The organism is Bacillus cereus group sp. MYBK216-1 (assembly GCF_051916495.1).
In the GTDB taxonomy this organism is placed as follows: domain Bacteria; phylum Bacillota; class Bacilli; order Bacillales; family Bacillaceae_G; genus Bacillus_A; species Bacillus_A thuringiensis_K.
Window position 1 is genome coordinate 712,106 of sequence record NZ_JBQAGT010000002.1, and the last position, 22,684, is coordinate 734,789.

The window sequence follows — 22,684 nt, forward strand, 5'->3', positions numbered from 1 at the left end:
GTGCTTTTTTACATAAAAATAATATTAACTTTAAGAGGAGCTTGTATAAAAAAAGCTAATTAGTAATAGTAGATAAATATAAAAGGGAGAGGTATTATGTATCGAATTCATAAAGACCATATCATTTACTCAATGTCACCAGATAATCAGCCTTGTATCGAAGTAGAAATAGGGAGTCGTCTTGTATTTGAAACATATGATTGCTTTGAAAATCAAATTGATTCTGAAGATGTTGCGTTTCAAGAATTAGATTGGAACCGAATTAATCCAGCGACTGGTCCAGTATTTATTAATGGTGCAGAACCTGGTGATATATTAGTCGTAACGATTGAAAAAATTAAAATTGCAGAGCAGGGCGTTTTAACTACAGGTGCAAACCTTGGTGTAATGGGGGATGAGTTAAATGAAAATACAGTGAAAATTGTCCCAATACATAACGAACATGTTTTGTTTTCAAGTGAACTACAAATCCCGATTAATCCAATGATTGGTGTTATTGGTACTGCGCCGAAAGAAGAGAGCATTTCATGTGGCACCCCGCATGATCATGGTGGAAATATGGATTGTAAAGAGATAAAAGAAGGGACGACATTGCTATTACCTGTAAATGTTCCTGGTGCTCTATTAGCATTAGGCGATTTACACGCAGCGATGGGGGATGGTGAAATTGGTGTTAGTGGTGTAGAGGTTGCTGGTGAGGTAACTGTAACAGTTCAAATTATAAAAGAAAAGAAATGGCCGTTACCAATGGCTATTCAAAAAGAAAAAATGATGACGATTGCTTCAGAGAAATTGTTAGATGATGCAGCAAGTCGTGCTGTACATAATATGGTGACATTTTTACATGAAGAATTAGCAATGTCTAAAGCTGATGCAACTCTTTTATTATCGGCAGCAGGTAATTTAAAAGTTTGCCAAGTTGTGGACCCGTTGAAAACGGCGCGTATGGAATTAGGGATGGATTATGTGGAGAAACTAGGATTTACTTTTAGTAAATTTCATATTAAATAGATAAGGGACGAAAAAGGATACTTTTGTATAAAAGCATCCTTTTTTTAATTTACGGATTTTGTGAAAAGAGGTAGTATTTATTTTATATAAGTATATTTGAGATTGTGCATTAAAAAGGAGTTCAATAATGGTCAAAATTATGATTGTAGAAGACGATATGAAAATTGCAGAACTATTATCAACATATGTTGCGAAATATGGTTATCAAGGAGTTATTGTATCGGACTTTCAAAATGTATTAGACATTTTTTTAGATGAACAACCAGAGTTAGTTTTATTAGATATTAATTTACCGAGTTTTGATGGTTACTTTTGGTGTCGTCAAATTCGTGGTGTTTCTACATGTCCGATACTATTCATTTCGGCTCGTGAAGGTACGATGGATCAAGTTATGGCGTTAGAAAACGGTGGCGATGATTTTATTCCGAAGCCTTTTCATTATGAAGTTGTAGTGGCGAAAATTCGTAGTCATTTAAGACGTGCATATGGAGATTATGCACCGAAACTAGAAGAGCGAATGATTGAGCAACAAGGCCTTTGTTTATATCCTGAAAGACTTGTATTGAAACTTAGAAACGAAGAGATTGATATAACGAGAAACGAAGCTATTTTATTAGAGACATTAATGAAAAATTATCCGCGTGTTGTGAGTAGGGAAGTGTTGTTAAATAAATTATGGGATAGCGAATCTTATGTTGATGATAATACATTAAGTGTAAATACAACACGTGTGCGTAAAAAGTTACAAACGTTACATATAGAAGGTGCGATTGAAACGATTCGTAGTGTTGGATATAGATTGCATATTACTTGGGATACTGGTATAGAAAAATGATAAGGTTGTTTATACGTGATCATATACCACTTATTTGCTTTACTATAATTCAACTACTAGCTATATTTCTCGTATATTGGTTTGATGGGCATAATCACATTACAACGGCGTTATATGCAATGTTTCTAGGGGTTTTCTTTATGGGAAGTTATTTAGTGTTTCGTTATTTTACACATCGTTCTTTTTATGAGCGCTTAGCAAACCCGATGCAATCTTTGGATGAATCTGTTCAAAAATCTGATTTTGCAGCTGTATCGGCTGCTCTTCAAGAACTAGTTGAGGTGCAATATCGACATTATCAAAATCAGCTGCAAATGCAAGAGAGAAAAAATAATGACCATTTAACCTTTATGAATCAGTGGATCCATCAAATGAAAACACCTTTATCTGTAATAGAATTAATTACACAGGATGAAGTAGATTCACGTTTTGAAAGTATAAATGAGGAAACTGATCGATTAAAAAAGGGATTAGAAATGGCTCTGTATGTCGCACGTTTAGAAGCATTTACACAAGATTTTTATGTAGAAAGAGTACAACTACATAAAATAGTGAATGATTCGGTACATGAGCATAAACGGTTCTTTATCCGGAATTTTGTATATCCAGAGCTTGAAATTGATAAAGGCATTACTGTAGAAAGTGATGTGAAATGGTTACAATTTTTAATTGGGCAAATACTATCGAATGCGATTAAATATTCATCAGGAAGTAGAGAAAAGATTAAAGTGAAAGCTTGTAAGGAAGGTAATACCGTTATACTTGAAATTGCTGATAATGGCGTAGGTATACCGAAGCAAGATTTACCAAGAGTCTTCAAACCTTTCTTTACAGGAGAAAACGGTAGAGGTTTTAAAGAATCAACAGGAATGGGGCTATATCTTGTATATGAAATTACAAAACAATTAGGTCATAGTGTAGAGATTCATTCAGAAGTTGATAAAGGTACGGCAGTACGAGTAATATTTTTTAATGTGTAAAAATTGATCAAGGCTAAAGAACTTTGGAGATAAGTTTTTTAGCCTTGTTTTGTATTTTTTTTTAAGTTTTCATATGAATAAACGATACAAATTAGTAAAAATTAAAGATACGAGCACATGAAATTGTAGAAATGAAAAATAATGGTTTTTGTAGTACAAATAATAATATTTACGCATACAGTATTATCATGGTACAATATGGTTACTAATGACGGAAAGGAATGATGGGTGGACGATGATTAACTAATCTTATTTTTAAATGTTGAAATTCAATAAATTTCAATTTCTAAAAAATAGGATTAGTCTGCCCAATTTCCATAGAACGGTATTGCTATTTATGTTACGTAATAGCTTATTTGGGTGTAAATATTTTAACGACTAATCCTGCCAAATTTATTTGGGAGGATTTTTTTATTCTCCCTTAATGAAAGGGATCGGTATTATGAAAGAACTATTAAAATTAAATGATGTTTATGTTGAAATAAAAGAAAATATGTTGTTAGAGAAAATGAATGTGACAGTAAAACAAGGGGATGTTATCGGATTAATTGGTAAAAACGGTGCTGGTAAATCAACGTTACTTCAATTAATAAATGGAAAGATTGAGCCTTCAAAAGGGATTGTTGAATGGCAGCAAATGAATATGACAACCGCATATGTTGAGCAAGAAATAGAATCTTTTATTAGTAATGATGTAATTGCAAAAGAAGCAGAACTTCTTGCGAAATGGGGCGTGCCAACGAACGATTTTCATACTTTAAGTGGTGGTGAAAAGCTGAAAATTCGATTAGCAAAAGGATTTGCTGAAAATCCTAATGTCTTAATATTAGACGAACCGACAAATCATTTAGATGAGATCAGTACGGGATTTCTCATTAAACAAATAAAAAACATGAAAGGTACAGTTATTGTTGTATCGCATGATCGATATTTTTTAGATGTTGTCGCAACAAAAATATGGTCAATTGAGGACAAAAAATTAATTGAGCATAGTGGTAATTATACGAGCTACATGAAAGCACATGAGCAAAGAAGGAAGTCGCAGCAGCGTGAATATGAAAAGCAGCAAAAAAAGATAGAACAAGTAGAAACACATATAAAAGAATTGAGTTCATGGTCACAAAAGGCACACGCGCAGTCTACAAAACAAGAAGGTGTGAAAGAATTCTATCGTGTAAAAGCGAAGCGAATGGATGCACAAGTGAAGTCAAAACGAAAACGACTTGAAAAAGAGCTGGAGAAAGCGAAAGTAGAACGTGTGAAAGAAGAGTATTCAGTTGAGTTTTCTATTCAAGCGAACAAAAAAGTAGGAAAACGTTTTTTAGAAGTGAAGCAATTAAAAAAAGACTTTCATGGGAAAGTATTATTTGAAAACGTTAATTTTACAATTCAGCACGGTGAGAAAGTTGCGATTGTTGGACCAAACGGTAGTGGGAAAACAACATTACTGAAGATGATTATGGGAACGGAAACTGCTGAAGGAGAAATATGGATTTCACCTTCAGCAAACATCGGCTATTTAACACAAGAAGTTTTTGATTTACCGCTTGATAAAACACCAGAAAATTTATTTTTTAAAGAGACGTTTGAAGAAAGAGGAAAAGTCCAAAATTTAATGAAACATTTAGGATTCCAAGCGTCTCAATGGAAAGAGCCGATTGAGCATATGAGTATGGGAGAAAGAGTAAAGTGTAAGCTAATGGCTTATATTTTAGATGAAAAAGATGTACTCATTTTAGACGAACCGACGAATCACTTGGATCTACCTTCACGTGAACAACTTGAAAATACATTAGCTGAGTATAACGGAACATTAGTAATTGTATCTCACGATCGATATTTTCTGGAGAAAACAACTAACACAAAACTCGTGTTTTCAAACAATACGATACAAAAGCAGCTAGAAGAACCTACTAAAACAAGAGATGATATTGAAGAGCTACGTTTAACGTTAGAAACAGAGAGACAAGAAGTATTAGGAAAATTAAGCTTTTTAACTTCTAAAGACAAAGAATATAAAGCACTGGATGAACGGTTTATGGAACTTACGAAGCAGATTAAGGAGCTATAACGTAAGTAAGGGGGATTAACATGGGAGAAGAGAGATTCACTAAGTTATTTAAAATAGATTGTAGAGATATATACTTGCAAGAGTTTACTGTCAAAGATGCAGAGAGTATTTATAAAATAGCAAATCAACCGGAAATAGCAAAATTTTTACCAGACTGGAAATCAACGAAAGAACAAAGGGTGGATTGGATTGCAGATTATGAAATACCAGCAAACAAAGCATTTCTTGATGCAGTGAAAACTACGAATAACATAGATAATCATATGTTAAAGCTAGGAATATTTAAGAAAGCTACAAATCAACTCATTGGATGGTGCTGCACAGGTATGAAAGAAGAACTCGCTTCACCAAACAGAGAGATAATGTATGCTATCTCAAATGAATATCAAAATCATGGCCATGCTACAAAAGCGACTAAAGGTTTAATTGACTATTTGTTTAAAGAAACAAATTTAAATGTCCTTAACGCAATTGCTTTAATTAACAATGTAGCATCAAATAAAGTTATTGAAAAATGCGGGTTTATTTATAAGAGCCAACAGAGGATAGAAAATCAAATATATAATCATTATATATTGAGAAAATCTGAGTGGATAAAAATATAACGTTTGGTAGTAAAAGACCGATAGCAATCGGTCTTTTCTCATTTATATAATAAAGATTTATTATACATTATATTTCCTACTACTATACAATTATTATAAGATAGTTATGCGTTAATTTTAGTTTGAAATAATTATGTTGTCAGTTTTTTTAGAAATCTTACAAGCGTGTAAGGTAAATGAAAGATGAATCAATATGAGCTGTAAGATAATTCATTTACACTTTATAGTGAGTAGTGGAAATGAAGGGAGAATATACATGGAAATTTTACAGGCTAAAAGTATTAGTAAAGTATATAAAGGGAAAGTACCTTATAAAGCATTAGTAGATATTGATTTATCAATTCAAGAAGGTGAATTTGTAGGAATTATGGGTCCATCAGGTAGTGGGAAAACAACGTTATTAAATATGGTATCTACTATTGATTCTCCATCATCGGGAGAAATATTTATTAATGGCACAAATCCTTTTCAATTATCATCAGAAGAATTAGCGTTATTCCGCAGAAAACAATTAGGATTTGTTTTTCAATCATTTAATCTTCTTAGCACACTTACTGTAAAAGAAAACATCGTATTGCCGATGACTTTAGATGGTGTTTCCGTGCAAGAAATGAACAAGCGATTGGAAGAGATTGCAGAGAAGTTAAATATTACAGATATATTGAATAAAAGAACGTTTGAAATATCAGGGGGACAAGCTCAAAGAACAGCAATCGCTCGTGCGATCGTTCATAAGCCGCAATTGTTACTTGCAGATGAACCAACAGGGAATTTAGACTCTAAATCTTCAAATGATGTAATGGAGATGCTTGATACTCTAAATAAAGAAGAAAAAGCAACGATGATGTTAGTTACACATGATCCGTATGCAGCGAGCTTTTGCAGCCGAGTAATCTTTATTAAAGATGGTCAACTATATAACGAAATTTATTGTGGTGAAAGTAGGCAAACTTTTTATCAAAAGATTATGGATGTCCTTTCTTTGTTAGGAGGGAAAAGGCATGACTTTTCGTCAGTTCGCATTTAATAATATTTTTCGCAATAAGCGTACATATGCTGCCCATTTTTTAAGTAGTGCATTTTCTATTATGATTTTCTTTACGTATGCTATTTTATTATTTCATCCTGATTTACAAGGTGAGTTGAAATCGACAAGTGCAACAATAAGTGCATTTGGTACATTGGGATTTTCAGTTTCGCAAGGATTGATTTTTGTATTTTCATTTTTCTTCATTTTATATTCAGTTAGTTCGTTTTTAAAAACGCGTAAGAAAGAATTTGGCGTTTTATTGATGCAAGGTATGTCAATGAGACAGCTTAAGAAATTATTATTAATTGAAAATATGTTGATTGGACTTGGTTCAATTTGTATAGGGATTTTCATTGGACTCATATTTTCTAAACTAGTCTTATTGATAAGTGCAAGTGTATTAATGATTAATAATGGTTTACCTTTTTATATACCAGTGCGGGCTGTATTATTAACAGTTATCACATTTCTTTTCTTGTTTTTAATTGTTTCATTATTTACATTTAAAATGATAAAAGTAACGGAACTTGTGGAACTTATTCGAGCAGAGGAAAAGCCAAAACCTGAACCGAAATCTTCAGTTTTATTATCGCTACTTTCTTTAATTAGTATAGGGTATGGATATTTTTCAGTATTTCGCTTCATACCAAGTACCAATTTTATTACGCTTGGAATAGGTGTGCTCCTAGTAATTATAGGAACGTACTTTTTATATACACAGTGTAGCGTGTATATATTGCGCCTTGCTAAAAGGAGGGACTCTTTCTTTTTAAAGAGAACAAATATATTAACATTTTCTGAATTAATTTACCGTATGAAAGATAATGCAACGATGTTTTTTATAGTATCTATTGTTTCAGCAGTTGCATTTACAGCAATTGGTACAACAGCCGCAATTGGAAATAGGGATTTGGTAAGGATGACAAATCCCTATACATTTTTGTATGGAAGTCTTGAAAATGACAAAGTATTGAATAAAAATCTTTCTATTATAAAAAAGCACCTTTCTGATGCTAATATTCCGTATCGAATGGCTTCATCTTCATATATATACACAGAAAATGGCGTAAATGTAATGAAGTTAAGTGAATACAACGATCTTGCTAAAGCACTAGGTTATCAACAAGAAACAATTGAAAAAGAAGATGAAATTTTATTAATTCCTGGAGTCGTATCACAAAAACAAGAATTTAAAAATGGCGAGTATAAAAAGAATATAGAAGTCATTCAAGGTGACTGGACAAAGACATTTCATGTGAAAAAAGCTGTAGAAAATTTAGTTTTACCACACGATTCTAGAACTATTTATATCGCTGTTCAAGATCAGGTATATGATGGAATGCCTCTTACTAGTGACCCAGTTAATAAAGAAATTCCATATCGTACTTACGGATTTGTTGTAGATGATTGGATAAAAACGAAAGAGATTTCCAATCAATTAAAGAGTATATTCGATAAAGATCTTAGGGACAGAGATTTCTACTTTGAAGCTTTAACATTAAACTTGTTGGAAGCAAAGCAAAAGAATGGTTTATTACTTATGGTAAGTATTTTAGTCGGAATTGTCTTCTTTACATTCGCTGCTAGTTTTATTTATTTCCGATTATATACAGATTTGGATCGCGATCAGCAGCAATATAAAATGATTTCGAAAATGGGATTAAGTAAAGGTGAGTTAAAAAAAGTTGTAACGAGACAGTTATTATTAATGTTCTTTTTACCAATTGTCGTTGCAGTGATTCATACTGTAGTCGCTTATATAGCATTACAGCAATTAGTCGATTTTTCTATCATAAATAGCTCTATCGTTATTTTAATTTCATTTATATGTATACAAGTTTTATATTTCTTTATAACCCGTTGGCGTTATCTGCAAAAGCTTTATAAGGTTATGGAGCAATAGAATTTATTAGCTTGTAAGACTACAATAAAGTATGTAGAAAAATGAACTGTATGATGAAAGGAAACGAGATGAAAAGAACTTTAACTATTTTTATGTTAACGATACTACTATTAATAAGTTTTAGTGCATGTTCTAAAAAGGAGAATCCATTTCCTGCAAACGGTGTATTAATTATTGGAGATGAAAATAATATTTCACCAATTATTAATCGTTATCAGGAAATTACGAAAGAAAATGAAGTATTTTCTGTGAAAAAAGGGGAAGTTGGAAATGGAAATGTCTTAATTTTAAATGAATCTACAGCACAAGCATTGATTAAAGAAAAACTTTTTCGAAAACAAGATAATGGCTCCAATTATATTATAGATACGTTACCGAAATTCCCAAAAGAAGGAGCACTATTATTTACAAGTGAAGCCGATAAGACTATGAAAAGTATTAAAATAGGAGGGGAAGAGATTCCTGTTACATACAATAGTGATGCTTGGATAGGCAACAATCGTAAATATTCAACGGAATGGTATATGATTATAGCAAAAAATAGTGTGTATAAAGAAATAAAGGCAAATGAAATGAAAATGCATCTTCTTCATTTGAAAAAATCTCTAGGTGACGAAAAACCTAAAATGTCAACAGATAATACATTGATTAATGAAAATGTCAAAGTAAAAAAGTTAATTAAAGGTTTGGAAGGAGAAGTATCTTTTCAATTCGTAACGATTGGCGAAAAACCTTAAAAAAGAGTTCGAAGTTGATAAAAATTTCATCAGTTTCGAACTCTTTTTAGTTTATAGACAAATCAATTATTATGCTTTACATTACTTCATTTAATCGAGTTTCGTTTGTTTCCTCAATCCCATTTGAATTTTGAACTGAATTATTTTGGGCTTCTTTTTCTTTACGAGCCTTTTGTAGCATTTCAAGGATGATCCATAAAGGAACACCTTTATCCTTTAACATCTTCCATAAATCTAATTCATTAAATTTATGCTCAGGCTGTTTCATTTCTTTTTCAGATGAACGAATATCAAACTTGATAGGATCATTTACTTTCTTACTTTCAAGTTTACTAGAAGAGATAATATTATGCTCAAGAGTAGATGGAGTTATTTTAGTAGGTTGAGATAATGTATGAATATTTGATCCGATTTGCATGCTTTTTCCTCCTTTTCAAGCAATGAGATTAGTTTTCTTATGATTTTTAAATCTTTTTAACATGAGGAAACTATATCTAATTATAAATCCTAATAAATAGATTTACAAGTTATATTGTAAAAAGTAAATATTTACTTGAATTAATATTTATCAACATTTGTATATGTTTTCTATATATACAACGTATATAAAATACTTTACATTATGTTTAAGTTGTTAAATTATTCTGTTAATTTTTTAAAAAGAAAAATGTAAACGTTTTATTAGGGGGAGAAAGTATGGGGAAGTTATTTTTAAAAATATGTTTTTTTGCATTAGTGACCGTATGTTCATTCGCAGCGAAAATATCATACGCTGAAGAGAGGCAGCAAAATAATTATCCTATCATATTGGTGAATGGATTTGCTGGATGGGGTAGAGAAGAAATGCTTGGCGTAAAATATTGGGGTGGTGTTTATGATATACAGGAAGATTTGAAACGAAATGGTTATACGGTACATACCGCAGCTGTTGGACCTGTTTCTAGTAACTGGGATCGTGCATGTGAATTGTATGCACAAATTAGCGGTGGGACAGTAGACTATGGTGCAGTACATGCTGAGAAACATGGACATAATCGTTTTGGCAGAACTTATAGTGGTTTTGCGCCGAATTGGAGTGAAACAAATAAAGTTCATTTAGTTGGACATAGCATGGGTGGACAAACGATTAGAACATTAGTACAGCTATTAAAAGAAGGGAGTTTTGAAGAAAAGAATTATGTGAAAAACGACCCAGACACCAAAATATCACCACTATTTGAAGGCGGAAAATCATATGTTCATAGTGTTACAACATTAGCAACCCCTCACAACGGTACAACACTTGCGGATGGTAGTCTTCTACTGCCGTTTGTTAAAGATTTACTCATTACAGCTGCAAGCTTTGGGGGAAACAATAATTTATCATTATATGATTTTAAATTGGATCAATGGGGTATAAAGAAGAATGCTGGAGAGTCCTTTTTCCAATATAGTAATCGTATTCTAAATAGTTCACTTTGGAAAAATACAAAAGATATAAGTCAATGGGATTTAAGTACAGATGGTGCAAAGGAGTTAAATAATTGGGTAAAGACGCAACCAGATGTGTATTATTTATCCTATAGTGGACATGCATCACAAGCAGCACCTATAACAGGTTTACATTTGCCTCATATAACGATGAATAAAGTGTTAATGGGAAATGCATTTTTCTTAGGTTCTTATGCGAGATATGAAGAAAACCGTCCGCTAGTTGATACTTCTTGGTGGCAAAATGATGGTGTAGTAAATACAAATTCTATGATTGCACCATCTTCTAATGTTACTGTAAATAATAATGAGTCATTACAGATTGGAAAATGGAATCATATCGAAACGAAAGCGAATTGGGACCATCTCGACATGGTAGGGTTAAGTGTTTCAGACTCGATAGGTTTTTCTAGCATTCAAGAGTTTTATAGAACAATTGCTGAAAAGCTATCACGTTTACCGAAATAGGTAATAATAAAGCGCTCTCGATGGAATTCGAGAGCGCTTTATATTATATTGAAAGAGGGATTTGGTAGAAAAATATGGGGGGATATTATGAAAATTCAAGTTGTATTATCAGGATACGGAACAGTAGGCAGAGAGTTTATAAAATTATTAAATGAAAAATATTCATATATATATGAAACATATGGGATTCAATTAGTTGTAAGTGGCGTATTAGGGAGAAATATTGCAATACATAATGAAGACGGCTTATCACTTCATCATTTATTAATGTATGGTGGCGGTACCGCTGCAATTGAAAAATATTTAGAGTATCATCCGAAGGAACGTGCAACAACTAGCATAAGTGGTACTGTATTGGTAGAATCAACAGTTACAAATCTTAAAGATGGAAATCCAGGGAAACAATATATGAAACAAGCGATTGAGAAACAGATGGATATAGTAGCAATTTCTAAAGGTGCGCTCGTTACAAACTGGAGAGAAATAAATGAAGCAGCAAGAGGCGCAAATGTACGAATTCGATATAGCGGTGCAACAGCCGCTGCACTACCGACACTAGATATCGGACAATTTAGTTTAGCTGGTTGTAGTATTGAAAAAATAGAAGGAATATTAAATGGAACAACTAATTATATTCTTACGAAAATGTATGAGGAAGATATGACATTTGAAGAAGCACTGAAAGAAGCACAAAATAAAGGAATTGCTGAGACAAACCCTATATTAGATATAAGTGGTTCAGATAGTGCGTGTAAATTGTTACTTTTGACAAACCGCTTAATGGAAACAGATAAAACACTTACTGATATACATATAAAAGGAATCGAGCACGTTACAAAACAGCAAATTCGAAATGCTAAGGAACAACATAAAATTATTAAATTAATAGCATCAACATATAAGGATGAGGGTGGCAATATCAATTTAAATGTTGAACCGTGCGAAATAGAAAAAAAACATCCGTTAGCAAAAGTAAATGGAACTGAAAAAGGAATTACGTTCTTTACAGATACGATGGGACAAGTTACTACAATTGGTGGGGCTTCTAATCCAAGAGGCGCTGCAGCTGCAGCTTTAAAAGATGTAATTAACTTATATCGAAAAGATTTGTAAGACCGTACCGCCCTTTATAAAAAATACATATGTCGTGGACCTTTTGAGAATGAAATAAATATGCAAAAATGATTGCAGGGGGGAAGAAATTGTTTAAGGATTTTAAAGTTGTTAAAGATCGTCCCGTTTATATTCAATTGAAAGATTATTTGAAGAAGATGATTATGAAAGGGCATTTGCTCGGGGATCAAAAAATTCCATCAACAAGAGAACTAAGTGAATTACTAAGCGTGAGTAGAAACACTGTACTCGCTGCTTATGCAGATTTAGAGCAAGAAGGACTCATTTATGCAGTTAAAGGAAAAGGGAACTTTGTTGCGAAGGTGGATATATCTAACACTTCGTCTGTTGAAATAGATTGGAAAAATAAACTTAATACAGTGACCGCATTAGCGGATGAATTAGATTTAATGAAACATGGTGTTCGTTGGGAAAAAGGAATGATTGTTTTTAATAGTATAGCCCCGGATGAGAAGCTATTTGATGTTGAAAATTTCAAAAGAGCTTTTCTTACTCGTATGTCCATTGAAGGGGACATCGTATTGAACTACGGATATGCAAAGGGATATAGACCGTTAATGAATTATTTACTTCATTACATGGAAATGAAAGGTGTAGACATTTCAAATAAAGATATTCTAATTACAAATGGATTTACAGAAGGATTGGATATTGTACTCTCTTCTTTATCAAAAAAATCCGGTCGTGTCATTTGTGAGAATCCAACTCACCACGCTGCACTTAAGCTTTTCCGTTTACATGGACTTGAAGTTCATGGGATTGATATGCATGAGGATGGTATTGATACGAATGAAGTTGAAAAAAGTTTGCGTGAAAAAGATTTTGATTTTGCTTATTTAATTCCTTCTTATCATAATCCAACTGGTATTGTTACGAGTTCAGAGAAAAGAACGGAATTGATGAGGTTATTCTCAAAATACAACGTTCCTATTATAGAGGACGGATTTAATGAAGAACTACGTTATTCAGGTTCACATTTAGCTCCATTATTAACTTTTGCTGGAGCTGGCAATAATGTGATTTATATTAGTAGCTTTTCAAAGGTACTTTTCCCTGGTTTACGTGTAGGCTGGATTATTGCAGATAAAGAGCTGATTCATTATTTAGAAAGCGTAAAAAGAGCAAGAACGATTCACACATCTACGCTAGATCAAGCTGTTCTGTTTCAATATTTACATGAGGGATATTTTGAAAAATATTTAAAAAAGGCAAGATCTGTTTATAAGAAAAAATATGAGTTAGCTGTCGGGACATGTAACCAGTACATTCCTTTTAAAAGAATGACTGGAGATGGTGGACTTCATTTATTTATAGAGCTAGAAGAGCATATGAACGCCCGCACACTTTTACAAAAGTGTTATGAGAAAGGCGTTACGTTTTCACCTGGAGATGTTTTTTACTCTGATGGAGAAGGAGCGAACACTTTCCGATTAGGATTTTCGCGCTTGAAAGAAGAAGAAATAGTTCGGGGAATTAAAATAATTGGTGATACATTAAAAAATGAAATTTGGAGTTGAGAAAATGAAAATCGGTGTTATTATGGGCGGGGTATCGTCTGAAAAACAAGTTTCAATTATGACGGGGAATGAAATGATTGCTCATTTAGATAAAAATAAGTATGAAATAGTTCCAATTACATTAAATGAAAAAGTGGATTTAATTGAAAAAGCGAAAGACATTGACTTTGCGTTGCTCGCGTTACACGGAAAATACGGAGAAGATGGGACAGTTCAAGGAACACTGGAGAGTTTAGGGATTCCTTATAGCGGAAGTAATATGTTATCTAGCAGTATATGTATGGATAAAAATATTTCGAAAAAGATTTTACGTTATGAAGGTGTAGAAACACCAGATTGGATTGAACTTACAAAAATGGAGGATCTAAATCTTGATGAGTTAGATAAGTTAGGATTTCCATTAGTAGTAAAACCAAACTCTGGCGGATCGAGTGTCGGAGTGAAAATCGTTTATAATAAAAATGAATTGATCTCAATGCTAGAAACTGTATTCGAATGGGATTCTGAAGTAGTAATTGAGAAGTATATAAAAGGTGATGAAATTACATGTTCAATTCTGGATGGAAAACAGTTACCTATAGTTTCAATTCGACATGCAGCCGAGTTCTTTGACTACAATGCAAAATATGATGATACTAGTACAGTTGAGGAAGTTATTGAACTTCCAGCAGAAATTAATGAACGTGTAAATAAAGCGTCACTTGCTTGTTATAAAGCATTAAAATGTAGTGTTTATGCAAGAGTTGATATGATGGTGAAGGACGGAATTCCATATGTAATGGAAATTAATACATTACCAGGGATGACACAATCAAGTTTATTGCCAAAAAGTGCAGAAGCAGCGGGAATTAGTTATAGCAAACTATTAGATATGATTATTGAAACATCATTAAAAGTTAGAAAAGAAGAAGGGTTTTAAGGGAATCATATAACGAATTCTTTTGATAGTTTCACGAAGTATGCTATGATGAATACATTATAAAAACAAAATATTTATCCACTAGGGGGGCCTTTTATAGGCTGAGATCAAATGTGATTTTGAGACTCTTAGTACCTGATCTGGTTAATGCCAGCGTAGGGAAGTGGGAAAGACGTTGCTATTTAATGAGTAAATAAATACTGTCAATTTCACTTTCTTTACGCCTGTAAAGAAAGTTTTTTTATTTTACAGCTTTAATAATTGTGGATAAATACTTATATTTTATACATTATTGGAGGGATTTAAATGACTTTTTCACAATCATTACGTAAAGAAGTAGATTCAATTTGGGAAGCGAGTTTTAACCATCCCTTTGTAAAAAAACTTGGTGAAGGAACGTTAGATTTAGCTAGTTTTCGCTATTATGTGCTTCAAGATTCATATTATTTGAGTCATTTTGCTAGAGTGCAAACTTTAGGAGCTGCAAAAGCTCTTGAATTAGAGACGACAGCTCGTATGGCACACCATGCTCAAAATACATATGAGGCCGAGTTATCTTTACATGAGAATTTTGCTAAAAAGCTAGGGATAACAAAAGAAGAAAAAGATAATTTTATTCCTGCGCCAACTGCATATGCGTATACTTCACATATGTATCGTGCTGCCTATGAAGGACATTTAGGAGATATCATTGCAGCAATTTTACCTTGTTATTGGTTGTATTATGAAATTGGCGAACGCTTAAAAGAGTGTCAGCCGGAAGAGCCAATTTATAACGAATGGATTTCTGCTTATGGATCTGATTGGTTCCGTACGCTAGTTGAAGAACAAATTACACGTTTAGATACTATCGCTGAAAAAGTAACAGAGGCAGACCGTAAGCGTATGAAACAGCATTTTATTATTAGCAGTCAATATGAATATTCATTTTGGGAAATGGCTTATACATTAGAAAAGTGGCCAGTGGATACAGACGTAAAAGACGTAATTGGATAAAGAATAGAAGTAATGTTATAGATAGGTATGGATCATACCTATCTATATATTTTTTCTTGTTAAATTTGCGTAAAGTCATTAGTGCTACGGATATGGCGAAATAGAATATCGATAAGTTAGCTCATTTAATTGTCTACGAATTAACTGGATAAAATTCTGTCACACTTATTTTACAATCAAAGAACGTAAAGATTGGTGGTATGAAGTTAAATAAGAAAAGAAACCGGCTCTGTTAATTGTAACGGATTTACTTTTTCTTTACGGGAATTTCTAAATCATCATGGAATGCTGTTCATACAATATGCAAATATGCATATTGTATCTTTTTGAGTTCTTTATGTGTTAAAATTAAATATAGGGATATGGAAATATAAAGAAGCAAAAGCAGGAATATCCAATGAATTTTGAGAGGTGTTATATGTTTACAAATAAGAAATTAATTCGATTTGGTTTATCTTTGTTTGTGTTTTTAGGGATAATTAATTTTACAATAAGCTATTTCCAAACATATCTTGAAACAGCAGCAGATATCAAATGGGTAATTCCAGAAATTTGGAAAACTATTTTGCTAGATGTTCCTCAAGGTATACTTGTCCTTTTAGGCGCAATTGCTTTATATGATTTCACAAAAGAGGCATCACAAAAAGACGCATCAATCTAAGTGTGTCTTTTTTGATTAGCAATTTCATAGAGAGCTTTGCTGGAGAAATAGAAAAAAAAGCCCTAATCAGGGCTTTTTTTTGTAGAAATTTCTTAACCATCATAGAAACCGGTTACTAGGAGGTGTTGGCATTTATAGTACAGAAAAATCTAAGCGGCAGACGGAAATATATAGGAAATGGCACCATAATTATTGAGAAATTAATTGAACTTAGTAAGTATAAAGATATGAAACTAGAATTTATATTTTTTAATTTTTATTTATCCCACCAATCGGGCTGTCCGTAAAAGCCCGATTGGTGAGGACTAATTAAAGTTTCACTTTATCAATTAAAAAACATTAGTTTTATATATGTACGTGCCAACAAAGAATATAGCCATTATTAATGGATATATTCAATCATTCAAGTGAAAGAGTAACAATAAGATATATAGGTGTAATCAAGATGTGATGGATAAAGCAATGACTAGATTTAAAATCTAATCATTGCTTTTTTTATGGTTTTACTATCAAATATCTGTCTAGATTAGCGATTGATTTCTTCTAGCTAATGAATTTATTACAACTTTGTAAGGTTAATGTAATGTTAATCGATAGTAAATGAAGATGCTTGAGTGTAATTTAAATAAGATTAAAAAGTACTGTTTATCTATAAAATAATTGGGTAAATAATATGTAATTAGGAAGTGTATGAATATGATTGAACTAAAATCTATTATCCATTCGTATAAACTAAAGAGAAAAATAGCTAAAGATTTATACGGAAAAAGAGATGAATTGACACTATTATTAAATGAATTTAATAATATGAAATGTACAGTAACATCTGAAAAGAAGAAAAACAATATATTATCTCGTTTGCAACTAATTTATCAAAATATGAAATTAGATAAGCAGTACCCTCTAGCAGTTGCTTTTGATAGTAAATTATTGGAGCGGTTAGAAAAAGAATCTCTACATACTATTGAGGATGGTGTAACATGTCTACATTTAATGTTAGATATGAATTATGAGAAAATAAAACAATATGGGTCGAGTACAAGTAGGTCATTTGTTCCATTATCGCAGTCTTCTATTTGTCTTGCTGATTGTATTTGTTTAACAGGATTTGTAGTAGGTTTACTAGGAGCAATTTCATTTGGAGGATTCATGTTATCTATATGTTCAATTACATAAAGGTTAATATTTGTAAAAAGGGCACCGATTTAAGGTGTTCTTTTTTGTTTTTCTGTAAAGTTATTGTAAATGATAAGTACAATACATCACATAAAATGTATAATTTAAATGTATTGAAATATAAATATACAGAGGTGTTGTAAATGATAATTACTTTAAATTTTTAAAAGAGTTGTTTTGATAAAATTTTATTTATATAAACAGTTTTTACTTTTCTTTTAAATACTTGGTTTGAATGGATTAGATTAAGTAACTATTGTTCTAGCATTTTGATAATCAAGACAACTACAGAAAGGAAGGAATCATTTTATGAAAAAATTAAGGCTGTTAACATTTGAAAATATAGTAGAACCCCTTTTAAATGAAGAGGTATCATTTATATACTTTCCTATTGAATGGCTTGACATCGTAGAGATACATTATAAGACGTTTTTATTAACGAGTAAGTTGAAACGTTTAAATGAAAGATTGTATGATATGTTTTCCGATATATTGTTTATTCAGCATAATCCGTACGTATTAAATGAAAATACACCATGGATTGTATCGAAAGAACCTATTAAACAAGAGCAGCTCGATTATATTTTTCAAAGTTGGTATGAGATTATTCATGATTGGAAGCCAAATAGATTAGTAGAGCCACCAAAATATGAATGGCAATCCGATTTGATTTCTAATTTGCCAGTACTACATGATAATGAAACGTATTCTAAGTGGGTGCCCGCTTTAATCTCACATATTTTTTGTGAGCGCCCTATATATTTAGAAAATACAAATGAAGAAGAAATCTATTTTTCTCCTCTTAGATCACAAAATATTTGTGAGGCGATGTCAGGACCGATAAAAGATGAAAAAACAGAAGATTTTTTCTCCTATGTATATCGATTCGAATGCATAACCCGCGGTGGTGAGAACGCTCCATTATTAAATATTTCAATAGGGATCCGGAGATTTTATCAAGAATATAATCATCCAGATATTCCTTTACTTTTAAGACGGAAACGAGGCATGATATTGATTTCTACCTCAGAGTTTGCGTCAAATAATAAAAAAATCCGGTTTGTAAAGCTAAAAATACAACAAGCTACAACCGGTATGAAATGGATTAAGATATTTAGAAATTTAAAAGATGATTTTCAAATAGGGGGAGAGGTGGATTTAGACCATATTCTCCAATATCCGAAAGATTATATTGTAGGAGAAAATAAAAGGGTGTTATTTCCATACAATGAGAGAATTTATAAAGTTCAAGGTACTAAAATAGAACCGGGTATAAAGGTAAAGGAAAGAGAGTATTTATTTAAAGAATTTCAGCGTAAATTCTCTTATTTCACAATACTTCCAGAATGTAAAAAGATAGCAACAAATAACAAAAATGAATTATTTCCTTTATTTGCACCAAAAGGATTAGAGACATTAACATTAGAAGTTTGGTCTGAAAATATAGCGCTGGAAATAGAACAAGCATTACTTGAGAGTGAAATTGTTTTGACTAAAGTTGGTGAAAATTCTTATGTATTGAATACAGATTTTCCAGTGTTATTAAAGATTGTGAGATATAATATTGAAAAGGTGTTACAAAATCCATATAAAATGCAATATTGCCAAAAATATAAAACAAATCTTGTAGATGATGTTAAGAAAGCTGTCTATGCTACCGCGGGTAAGCGCAGTGATGCGACATTAGCATTAATCGCAATGAAAAATTGTGATGGACGCGAAAAAATTGATCCAAAACAAATCATTAGAGAGGGATTTGCACGAACAAACCGTATTTCAACATTTATTAATTTATTTATAGGCCAAAGTGTATCTCGTAAAACAATTGTAAATAGTATTTTTAGTCTATTAGAACAAAAAGGATTTTTGAAGCGTAGTTGGAATAAGATAAATTTACCTTGTACATATGTTAGTTTATCAATTGAACGAATATCGAAATTTGATTTCTTACCTATTTTTTCAAAAATAAAAGGAAAAGAAATTTTATATAAATTATATGGGAATACAGAGTGGCAAACGATTGATTACGTAATATTAAATATAAATAAACATAATGCATTTTTACCACAACCATCAAAGAGAAATGATATGGGGGCTCTTTTTAAACAATATGTTTTCGAAACATTAATGGAAATTGTACAATATGCAAAAGAACAAAATGAACAAGTTTACTTCATTGTAGATGCAAATTTGAGAAAATATTGGATAAAAGAGTTACAAAATAAAGAAATTAATACAGATATTTTACCTGATATTGTTCCAGAGGTGTTAAAGGTTCCAAATTTAAATATTATTAGAATAAATACAGGTTTTGATGTACCAAGTTACGGTGTAATAGTACGCGATGATGCTCTAGATAGCATTGGCTTATATGCAGATCAAAAAGGGATGTATTATAGCACTGGTGAATATTCACTTAATTGTAGTGGGACTTTTCATCGATATATACTTGAAATTCTACCATTAGGTGTAAAACCTGTAGAAAGGGATTATATCGCTAAAATGATACATTACATGTGCTGTAATTCTAGTATGATTTCGAAAAAGAATGTACACATGACATATTCCATGCATATGGAAAAGGTAATAAAGAGTTATATTACTGACATAGACGCAAGAGAGTTCAAAGAATTTGATGATGAATTGGATGTAGATGTAGTAAAAGTAGAAAAGTAAGATTCAATTACACTACTTTAAATACTAGTAAACAAATCCTGCTCGTTATATCGATTAGGATTTGTCATTTTTTTATGTAAATAAGGATATCCTTTGTCAAGTATCTTTTCGTTTACATATTTACTTTATGTGCAGACAGGATTAATATGTTTTTTAGAAATACAAAAACTATATCATATGGAAAAACGATTTTTATTAATTGAAAAAATTTGAAAGGAATGGGGAATTGTGAAGAAATTAGATGTGCTCTTAATGCTATTGAGCGTCCTCTTTCCAATTGCAGGACTTATAAAGCAAATCCCTCTAGAACAATCTATATATATTGGAGGACTTTTATTTTTTACTAGTTTCGGTAGTTATTTTGCTAAAAAGATGTATTCACGTATATGTAGCTGGATAGCGTATGCGCCATTTATAACATTACTTTTAGTTATTTGGCATCAGGATATTTCAACAAGCTCAATCATAGCAAATGCGAAAATTGCAGCATGTGTCGCGTTAATACCATGTTTATTCCGTTTTCGTACATATGGACTTACTTTGGGCTTATTCTCATTATGGGCCGCTTTACTATGGGATATAAAAGAAGTACAGTCGTTAGTCATACTTGAACGCATAACGAGTTTAATGACAAGCCATTATGTATATATATTACTATTAATTGGAGGACTTGTAATAGGAGGATTACTTGCGATGTTCATTCACCGCAAAGAGAAAGATAATAATAAAGAAAATATAAATCTACTTGGACCAAAAAAGAAACGCAAAAGATTATCATTTAAGATTCGTCTTCCAAGATTACCGAAATTAAAGATGAAACTATTTAAGTTTGGTGGGAAAGAATCCAAAAGTAAAATGCCAGAAAAGATAAATGAGCATAAGTACGAAGGACCAGTTGCAACATATGAAATGACAGAGCAAATAGATCCATACAAAGAAAATGCAGTTCAAGGTCAAACAAGGATGGAACGCCGAAGAAATAGGTATAATGCATAATGAAGTTTAATAACCCCGTAATGACTTATCTTAATATTGATAAATCATTACGGTTTTTTTATGTAATGAAATGAAAGTTGCTATTGCGGAGAGGAATAGCATATTTTATAGATAGGAACTAAAATAAGGGGAGGATAAAATGCTTATCATTACATATATATCTGCTTGTATATTATTCTTAGTTAGCTTTTTACATGTATATTGGGCTTTCGGAGGTAATTGGGGGACAAATAGTGTTATTCCAACTAAATCAGGGGAAAAGGCGTTTACACCTCGCGCCGGAATGACAATGTTCATTGCATTATTATTAAGTATGATAGCAATAATTTTGTTGCAACAAGCAAAAATTGTTCATTTTGCAGTTCCTAATTTTATTATTCAAGTCGGTTCCTAGATTTGTATGATCATCTTTTCTATTAGAGTAATTGGTGAGTTTAATTATTTTGGTATCTTTAAACGACAAAAAAATACGCACTTTGCTAGAATGGATACCTGTTTATATATTCCACTTTGTGCATTGTTATCTTTATCTTTCTTATTAGCAATAACTTTGTGAGTAAATAATAGTAGTTTCTTTTCTCAAAATACATGTAAACGTGAGAAATCTAAGAGTAAATAAAAGGATGTAAGCGCCTTCTTGTCGAAATGTAAATTATTATGAAAGGCGGTGACACTATGAAGTATGTAAAAGTTAGTATGAATGGTGGAAGTGAACACAAATTCTCAATGACTTTAGATCGGTTTGAAGAACTTATTACTACAGAGAATGGGATATTAGAAAATAAATTAGTATGTATTGAAAATGTAATGATTAATCCTACTAATATATCTTCTGTAGTTGAAAAAATTGGTGTACCGGCTAAGTTTATGGAAGCTTAAAATCGTTAGATAAAAAACATCCATTGAGGATGTTTTTTAATTTATAAATATGAAATTGTACAGTGAATATTTGAGTAGATTTTTTAGTAATGACTATGCATATATTAAGTACCTGAACATGGTGCTTAATACATGCACGAAATAATAAGTATAAGCATATATTATGTAGTAGGACAAGATCTTTGTGTCCTACTTAATACTCAGAAAAAACCTCTAATCACATAAGAGCATCCAATTGCAGGGTGCTCTTATTTTTTATAAAAATCTACTACGAGCCTTATTTTATAGTAGGATGCAATAATAAAAGGCTATTTTGAAATATTGTTCTTTAGCCTTTAATTTTAAATTTATCTTTAACGTTAATAAATATTAAAAATAATATGATAGCAGAAATTAAGTTAGATAAGTAGAAATTTTGATGAAACAATAGTTCAAAGATGACATCGAAAGTAACGAATAAAGCAATAGTAGGTAGTATGCAAATAAATATAAATCTCCAATTTTTTAAGTAATGTTTATAATTTGTAAGTACTTTATCCATAAATATAGCTCCTATATTTTTGTTTTTATATAATTATACATTTAGATACAAGGATTTTCAAAGTAAAAATATTTAGCAA

Annotated in this window: 20 protein-coding genes, 2 pseudogenes and 1 riboswitch; of the genes and pseudogenes, 20 read left to right on the forward strand and 2 right to left on the reverse strand. The window is 31.6% G+C overall.

Going from position 1 to position 22,684, the window contains the following annotated elements:
- The first annotated feature begins 96 nt into the window (after window positions 1-96).
- The 8 genes from ACTFRH_RS09135 to ACTFRH_RS09170 all read left to right on the forward strand — a co-directional run bounded on the left by ACTFRH_RS09135 (window position 97) and on the right by ACTFRH_RS09170 (window position 9,172).
- Complete coding sequence (locus ACTFRH_RS09135; protein WP_000285656.1) at window positions 97-1,011, forward strand: acetamidase/formamidase family protein; 915 nt, start codon at window positions 97-99, stop codon at window positions 1,009-1,011.
- Between the two features lie 127 nt (window positions 1,012-1,138).
- Window positions 1,139-1,846: a response regulator transcription factor gene (locus tag ACTFRH_RS09140; RefSeq protein ID WP_000239007.1), complete on the forward strand. Its 708-nt coding sequence runs from the start codon at window positions 1,139-1,141 to the stop codon at window positions 1,844-1,846.
- Window positions 1,843-2,826 carry a sensor histidine kinase gene (locus ACTFRH_RS09145; RefSeq protein WP_002164031.1) on the forward strand — a complete coding sequence of 328 codons (984 nt, stop codon included), beginning with the start codon at window positions 1,843-1,845 and terminating at the stop codon, window positions 2,824-2,826. Before ACTFRH_RS09140 ends, ACTFRH_RS09145 begins: the two co-directional genes overlap by 4 nt.
- A 442-nt stretch (window positions 2,827-3,268) precedes the next feature.
- A complete protein-coding gene (abc-f, locus tag ACTFRH_RS09150; RefSeq protein ID WP_033703558.1) occupies window positions 3,269-4,897 on the forward strand; it encodes a ribosomal protection-like ABC-F family protein in 1,629 nt (542 codons plus the stop codon).
- 20 nt (window positions 4,898-4,917) lie between these two features.
- A complete protein-coding gene (locus ACTFRH_RS09155; RefSeq protein ID WP_000503534.1) occupies window positions 4,918-5,502 on the forward strand; it encodes a GNAT family N-acetyltransferase in 585 nt (194 codons plus the stop codon).
- A 256-nt stretch (window positions 5,503-5,758) separates the two neighbouring features.
- Window positions 5,759-6,529 (forward strand): ABC transporter ATP-binding protein, encoded by a 771-nt coding sequence (locus ACTFRH_RS09160; protein WP_000404440.1) that lies wholly within the window; start codon window positions 5,759-5,761, stop codon window positions 6,527-6,529.
- The gene (locus ACTFRH_RS09165; RefSeq protein WP_000144141.1) at window positions 6,504-8,435 is read left to right on the forward strand and encodes an ABC transporter permease; all 1,932 of its coding nucleotides are present in this window, start codon (window positions 6,504-6,506) and stop codon (window positions 8,433-8,435) included. Before ACTFRH_RS09160 ends, ACTFRH_RS09165 begins: the two co-directional genes overlap by 26 nt.
- Window positions 8,436-8,485: 50 nt before the next feature.
- Window positions 8,486-9,172 (forward strand): lipoprotein BA_5634 family protein, encoded by a 687-nt coding sequence (locus ACTFRH_RS09170; RefSeq protein ID WP_000975421.1) that lies wholly within the window; start codon window positions 8,486-8,488, stop codon window positions 9,170-9,172.
- Between the two features lie 76 nt (window positions 9,173-9,248).
- Here the strand turns inward: ACTFRH_RS09170 and ACTFRH_RS09175 are convergent, their stop codons facing one another.
- The gene (locus ACTFRH_RS09175; protein WP_001165512.1) at window positions 9,249-9,590 is read right to left on the reverse strand and encodes a DUF3914 domain-containing protein; all 342 of its coding nucleotides are present in this window, start codon (window positions 9,588-9,590) and stop codon (window positions 9,249-9,251) included.
- Between the two features lie 278 nt (window positions 9,591-9,868).
- Here ACTFRH_RS09175 and ACTFRH_RS09180 point away from each other — a divergent pair, with 278 nt between their 5' ends.
- The 12 genes and pseudogenes from ACTFRH_RS09180 to ACTFRH_RS09235 all read left to right on the forward strand — a co-directional run bounded on the left by ACTFRH_RS09180 (window position 9,869) and on the right by ACTFRH_RS09235 (window position 22,064).
- Window positions 9,869-11,110, forward strand: coding sequence for an esterase/lipase family protein (locus ACTFRH_RS09180; protein WP_000517076.1), 1,242 nt, complete (start codon window positions 9,869-9,871; stop codon window positions 11,108-11,110).
- A gap of 87 nt (window positions 11,111-11,197) precedes the next feature.
- Window positions 11,198-12,223, forward strand: coding sequence for a homoserine dehydrogenase (locus tag ACTFRH_RS09185; protein ID WP_000701765.1), 1,026 nt, complete (start codon window positions 11,198-11,200; stop codon window positions 12,221-12,223).
- An 89-nt stretch (window positions 12,224-12,312) separates the two neighbouring features.
- Window positions 12,313-13,761, forward strand: a complete 1,449-nt coding sequence (pdxR, locus tag ACTFRH_RS09190; RefSeq protein WP_000471613.1) for a MocR-like pyridoxine biosynthesis transcription factor PdxR — start codon at window positions 12,313-12,315, stop codon at window positions 13,759-13,761.
- A gap of 4 nt (window positions 13,762-13,765) precedes the next feature.
- Window positions 13,766-14,680 (forward strand): D-alanine--D-alanine ligase, encoded by a 915-nt coding sequence (locus tag ACTFRH_RS09195; protein WP_001999863.1) that lies wholly within the window; start codon window positions 13,766-13,768, stop codon window positions 14,678-14,680.
- Between the two features lie 73 nt (window positions 14,681-14,753).
- Window positions 14,754-14,859, forward strand: a riboswitch (TPP riboswitch).
- A 127-nt stretch (window positions 14,860-14,986) separates the two neighbouring features.
- On the forward strand, window positions 14,987-15,676 hold the full coding sequence (gene tenA, locus ACTFRH_RS09200) for a thiaminase II (protein WP_000144509.1): 690 nt from the start codon (window positions 14,987-14,989) through the stop codon (window positions 15,674-15,676).
- A 397-nt stretch (window positions 15,677-16,073) separates the two neighbouring features.
- Window positions 16,074-16,337: a DUF3937 domain-containing protein gene (locus ACTFRH_RS09205; RefSeq protein WP_002082716.1), complete on the forward strand. Its 264-nt coding sequence runs from the start codon at window positions 16,074-16,076 to the stop codon at window positions 16,335-16,337.
- 351 nt (window positions 16,338-16,688) lie between these two features.
- Window positions 16,689-16,820, forward strand: a pseudogene (locus ACTFRH_RS09210) (site-specific integrase); the annotation flags it as partial.
- Between the two features lie 207 nt (window positions 16,821-17,027).
- Window positions 17,028-17,513 carry a hypothetical protein gene (locus tag ACTFRH_RS09215; RefSeq protein ID WP_002164034.1) on the forward strand — a complete coding sequence of 162 codons (486 nt, stop codon included), beginning with the start codon at window positions 17,028-17,030 and terminating at the stop codon, window positions 17,511-17,513.
- A gap of 309 nt (window positions 17,514-17,822) precedes the next feature.
- Entirely contained in the window at window positions 17,823-20,189 is a 2,367-nt protein-coding gene (locus tag ACTFRH_RS09220; RefSeq protein WP_000736189.1) for an RNaseH domain-containing protein, read from the forward strand.
- Between the two features lie 228 nt (window positions 20,190-20,417).
- Window positions 20,418-21,185, forward strand: a complete 768-nt coding sequence (locus ACTFRH_RS09225; RefSeq protein ID WP_000732212.1) for a DUF3959 family protein — start codon at window positions 20,418-20,420, stop codon at window positions 21,183-21,185.
- Window positions 21,186-21,324: 139 nt separating this feature from the next.
- Window positions 21,325-21,741: pseudogene (locus ACTFRH_RS09230) on the forward strand (DUF3995 domain-containing protein).
- Window positions 21,742-21,860: 119 nt separating this feature from the next.
- A complete protein-coding gene (locus ACTFRH_RS09235) occupies window positions 21,861-22,064 on the forward strand; it encodes a hypothetical protein (protein ID WP_000878369.1) in 204 nt (67 codons plus the stop codon).
- Between the two features lie 328 nt (window positions 22,065-22,392).
- Here ACTFRH_RS09235 and ACTFRH_RS09240 read toward each other — a convergent pair whose 3' ends face one another.
- The gene (locus tag ACTFRH_RS09240; RefSeq protein WP_000362072.1) at window positions 22,393-22,605 is read right to left on the reverse strand and encodes a hypothetical protein; all 213 of its coding nucleotides are present in this window, start codon (window positions 22,603-22,605) and stop codon (window positions 22,393-22,395) included.
- Window positions 22,606-22,684 lie beyond the last annotated feature (79 nt).